Origin of the sequence: Bradyrhizobium sp. URHD0069, from assembly GCF_000701345.1 — a bacterium.
Taxonomy (GTDB): Bacteria; Pseudomonadota; Alphaproteobacteria; order Rhizobiales; family Xanthobacteraceae; genus Bradyrhizobium.
The window spans coordinates 1-3,645 of sequence record NZ_JNIJ01000106.1 but is presented as its reverse complement, the minus strand read 5'-3'; the positions used below and the strand labels follow the sequence as shown (position 1 = coordinate 3,645).

The window sequence follows — 3,645 nt, the reverse complement described above, 5'->3', positions numbered from 1 at the left end:
TGAACCGCATCTACAGGCCGAACACATGGCAGCACCGACCAAGCCTGCGACGTGAAGATTTCTCTTGCCAACCCGGAGCCGTCCACACATGGCACAAACGCGAAGTGCCATCGCGTCCATTATTTCGATCCTAGAGCGACCTTTGCATAGACCAGAGGATAGCGTTCGTGAGGATTCGCTGGTAGCGGGCGTCCCGCCAGACTGACGCTTCGTGGCCGAGCGCCGTATAGAATACTCGTCCCTGGCCGTAAGATCGTTTCCAGGCGAGAGGCCAACCATATAATCGTTGATGCACACCCCTCTTGCTAAGGTCCACCGAGCTTTGGTCGAGGCGCAGGAGCACGCGTGATCCACGATAGTCGAAGTCCCTGATTTGGTAGATTTCGTCCTCCAATTGCAACCAATTCCCGAGAAACGCCACCAGTGGATCGCCAGGATCAACCACCTCGATAGTCACGGCCTGATGCCAAGGATGACCATTAAAGTAGCCGCCGACCAGTTCAAGATAGTCCGGCCAAGTGTAAAATGTGTCCGTGGCCGAATGAACACCGAGGAACCCACCGCCCGAGCGCACAAAGTTGAGAAGAGCTGTCTTTTGAGCGCCGCTCATCGGAAGTTCTCCGGTTGTGTAGAACATCACCGCGGCGTAGCGCTTGAGGTTTTCGGTCGAAAATTCAGACGCGTCTTCCGTTGCAGTGACTTCAAAGACACCGGAATTCCTTCCAAGCTGTGTCAGGATTGCGTTAGAAAGCGGTATGACGTCATGGCGGTAGCCGGCCGAGTATGTGAAATAGAGGATGCGCTCTAGCGGGCGCTCTGCACGCGCGCCGAGCGGTCGGATTGCCGCCGCGCTGCCGAGAAGCGCGATGAACTCGCGTCGCCTCACAATCCTCTCCCCGAAGCCTGACCAACCATGTGTTGAAAGAAGCTTAGCACATGATCGAATGAAGCAGGTAATTGCTGCGGTGCTTGAGTCTCTTCATGGCACAAAATGCGAAGCGCCCACTGCATCGAGCACTGTCCGAGTTCGAGGGCGAAGCGGAAATCATAGGCTCGTACTGAGTTCTTCTCATTTTGACCCAACTCGGAAGTTGTCGAAGGTTTTCTCCGGTTGAGGTTTATCCCTCATCGCCAGGTCCCGTTGGCCCCTCAAAAGACATGTGTCCGAGGATGGTCTCGTCACGCGCTGCCGCTTTATCGTTGAGCGTCCCGCCTCACTTGGTCGCAGGGAGCGGAAGCACGCCCATGGCAAACTGTAGGAATTGGAACCACGCGGGATCAAGGAATGCAGCACGATACGCCTCTTATCGCCACAATCGTTGCCGGTCTGGGACTCGCCTTTTTGTTCGGCGCAGTTGCTCAACGGCTTCGAATTCCACCACTGGTTGGCTACCTCCTGGCAGGCGTCGCGGCCGGACCCTTTACGCCGGGTTACGTCGCCGATCAGGCACTGGCGACCGAACTGGCTGAGCTCGGCGTCATTCTGTTGATGTTTGGCGTTGGGCTTCATTTTTCGCTCAACGACCTGCTGTCCGTGCGCGCGATCGCGCTGCCCGGTGCCGTCGTCCAAATCGCCGTCGCCAGCCTGATGGGACTCGGCCTTGCGATGTTCCTGGGATGGACGGTTGGCGCCGGTCTCGTGTTCGGACTTGCGTTGTCGGTCGCAAGCACCGTGGTTCTGCTGCGGGCCATCCAGGAGCGCCGGCTCATGGAAACGGAACGGGGACGCATCGCCGTCGGCTGGTTGATCGTGGAAGATCTCGCGATGGTGATCGCGCTGGTTTTGCTGCCGGCCCTGGCAGGCCTGCTCGGGGGGAACAGCGACGCGCTCGTTGCGGACCCGCTTGCGTCCCGTCTCGGGTTAGGTCTCTGGGGCGTGCTGCTGCTTACCTTTGTAAAGGTCGGCGTCTTTGTCGGCATCATGCTGATTGCAGGACGGCGTATCATCCCCTGGATACTTCACTACATCGCACACACCGGGTCGCGGGAGTTGTTCCGCCTCGCCGTTCTGGCAATCGCCCTGACGGTGGCATTCGGGGCGGCCAAGCTGTTCGGCGTTTCCCTCGCACTCGGCGCGTTTTTCGCCGGCATGATCCTGAGCGAATCTCCGCTCAGCCAGCGTGCGGCCCAAGAGTCGTTGCCGTTGCGCGACGCCTTTGCCGTACTGTTTTTCGTCTCCGTAGGCATGCTGTTCGATCCGGCGAGCGTGCTGCGCGAGCCGTGGCCATTGCTCGCTACGCTCTTCATCATAATCGTCGGCAAATCGGTGGCCGCGTTCCTAATTGTGCTCGCTTTTCGCCATCCGGTCGGAACGGCACTAACAATCTCGGCGAGTCTCGCCCAGATAGGCGAGTTCTCGTTCATTTTGGCTGAACTTGGCGTGAAGCTGAATCTGTTGCCGACGGCAGGACGCGACCTCATATTGGCCGGCGCAATCCTCTCCATCATGCTCAATTCCCTGATCTTCGCCGCAGTTGATTGGTTGTCTCGACGCCTTGAACGTCGCGGTGGCGTTGAGGTTTCTGGCTCCGACGCACAGATGGGACAAGTCGCCGCGCCCGCAAAGTCATCCGCATCGCCTGATGCGACGCGTTTGACAGGCCACACAATACTTGTCGGCTATGGGCGCGTTGGCAGCATTGTTGCCGATGCGTTGAAGAGGAGCAGTCAGCCGTTCCTCATTATCGAGGATGCAGACAATGTCGTTGCGAAGCTTCGAGAGAGTAACTTCGAAACCATCGTTGGAAATGCCGCACGTTCCGATGTCCTAAGATCCGCTAATCTCGGTGGCGCTCGATATCTACTAATTGCGATACCGGAAGCATTCGAAGCAGGGCAGATCGTGCAACAAGCTCGCACCGCCAATCCTAGCATCCAGATCATCGCACGTGCTCATTCAGACGCCGAAGTCGAGCATTTGAAGAGCTTGGGTGCTGATATCATCATTATGGGAGAGCGGGAGATTGCGCTCGGAATAATTCATAATCTGTTTGCGTGGCAAGCCCGCAGCGCGGTGGCACAAGGTTAGTTGTTCCCGCAAAGCGTTACGATGGCACCCGTGAGTTGTGCGTCGATATATCGCGCAGCTTGCCGCGACTGGCGTCGTTGACTAGAGCGAAATGCACGATGCAAGATTAGCGACGAACCAGAGCGGATGGATTGGGCGAGGAGCATGTCCAATGTTGCCGACGAGAGCACCTCAAACGCTTCGTTTTATCCCAGCATTTGACCTCATTACGCCTGATGGGCAACTTCACCGGTTTCCCAAACCGACGTGGCTACAGCGCGCTGGCATGTGGCTTTACTCCGTTGCGGAACCAGCGATTTTGTCGGCTGTCATACTGGGCCTTATTTACACCGCAGGAGTTGTGGCGGAAGGGCTTGAACCGCTCGCATCCAATGCTTGTGCCGATCAAATTCGTTCTCAGCAGGATACTTGATCGCCACTCCTCCCGAAGTTTCTTCCAGGTGGAAAATTCGATTGTGGGCACGATAGGATCGCCTTCGGCATTTTTCGGACCTGAACGATCCAGCCGATGATGTCTGTTGATGATGCTGTGGACGGCTCCTCCACCGGCACTTGAGTGCCATGGATGTGGGCGCTGTTGAGGCTCCCACGATTCGGAGGAGCTATCCATGCTGACG

At 57.3% G+C, this 3,645-nt stretch carries 3 protein-coding genes; 1 reads left to right on the top strand and 2 read right to left on the bottom strand.

Annotation, left to right across the window (positions count from 1 at the left end):
- Window positions 1–130: 130 nt before the first annotated feature.
- Window positions 131–886 carry a ThuA domain-containing protein gene (locus N554_RS0130305; RefSeq protein ID WP_029586873.1) on the bottom strand — a complete coding sequence of 252 codons (756 nt, stop codon included), beginning with the start codon at window positions 884–886 and terminating at the stop codon, window positions 131–133.
- Between the two features lie 399 nt (window positions 887–1,285).
- Between N554_RS0130305 and ybaL the strand changes: the two genes are divergently transcribed.
- Complete coding sequence (ybaL, locus tag N554_RS0130300; RefSeq protein ID WP_029586872.1) at window positions 1,286–3,028, top strand: YbaL family putative K(+) efflux transporter; 1,743 nt, start codon at window positions 1,286–1,288, stop codon at window positions 3,026–3,028.
- A 250-nt stretch (window positions 3,029–3,278) separates the two neighbouring features.
- On the opposite strand, the gene N554_RS41600 is transcribed toward ybaL, so the two are convergent.
- The coding region (locus tag N554_RS41600; RefSeq protein ID WP_210165387.1) for a hypothetical protein at window positions 3,279–3,645 on the bottom strand (367 nt) is incomplete at its 5' end.

Excerpts from the sequence above, each read along its gene's own strand:
- ybaL (WP_029586872.1), top strand. The coding sequence starts at position 1,286 with ATGCAGCACGATACGCCTCTTATCGCCACAATCGTTGCCGGTCTGGGA.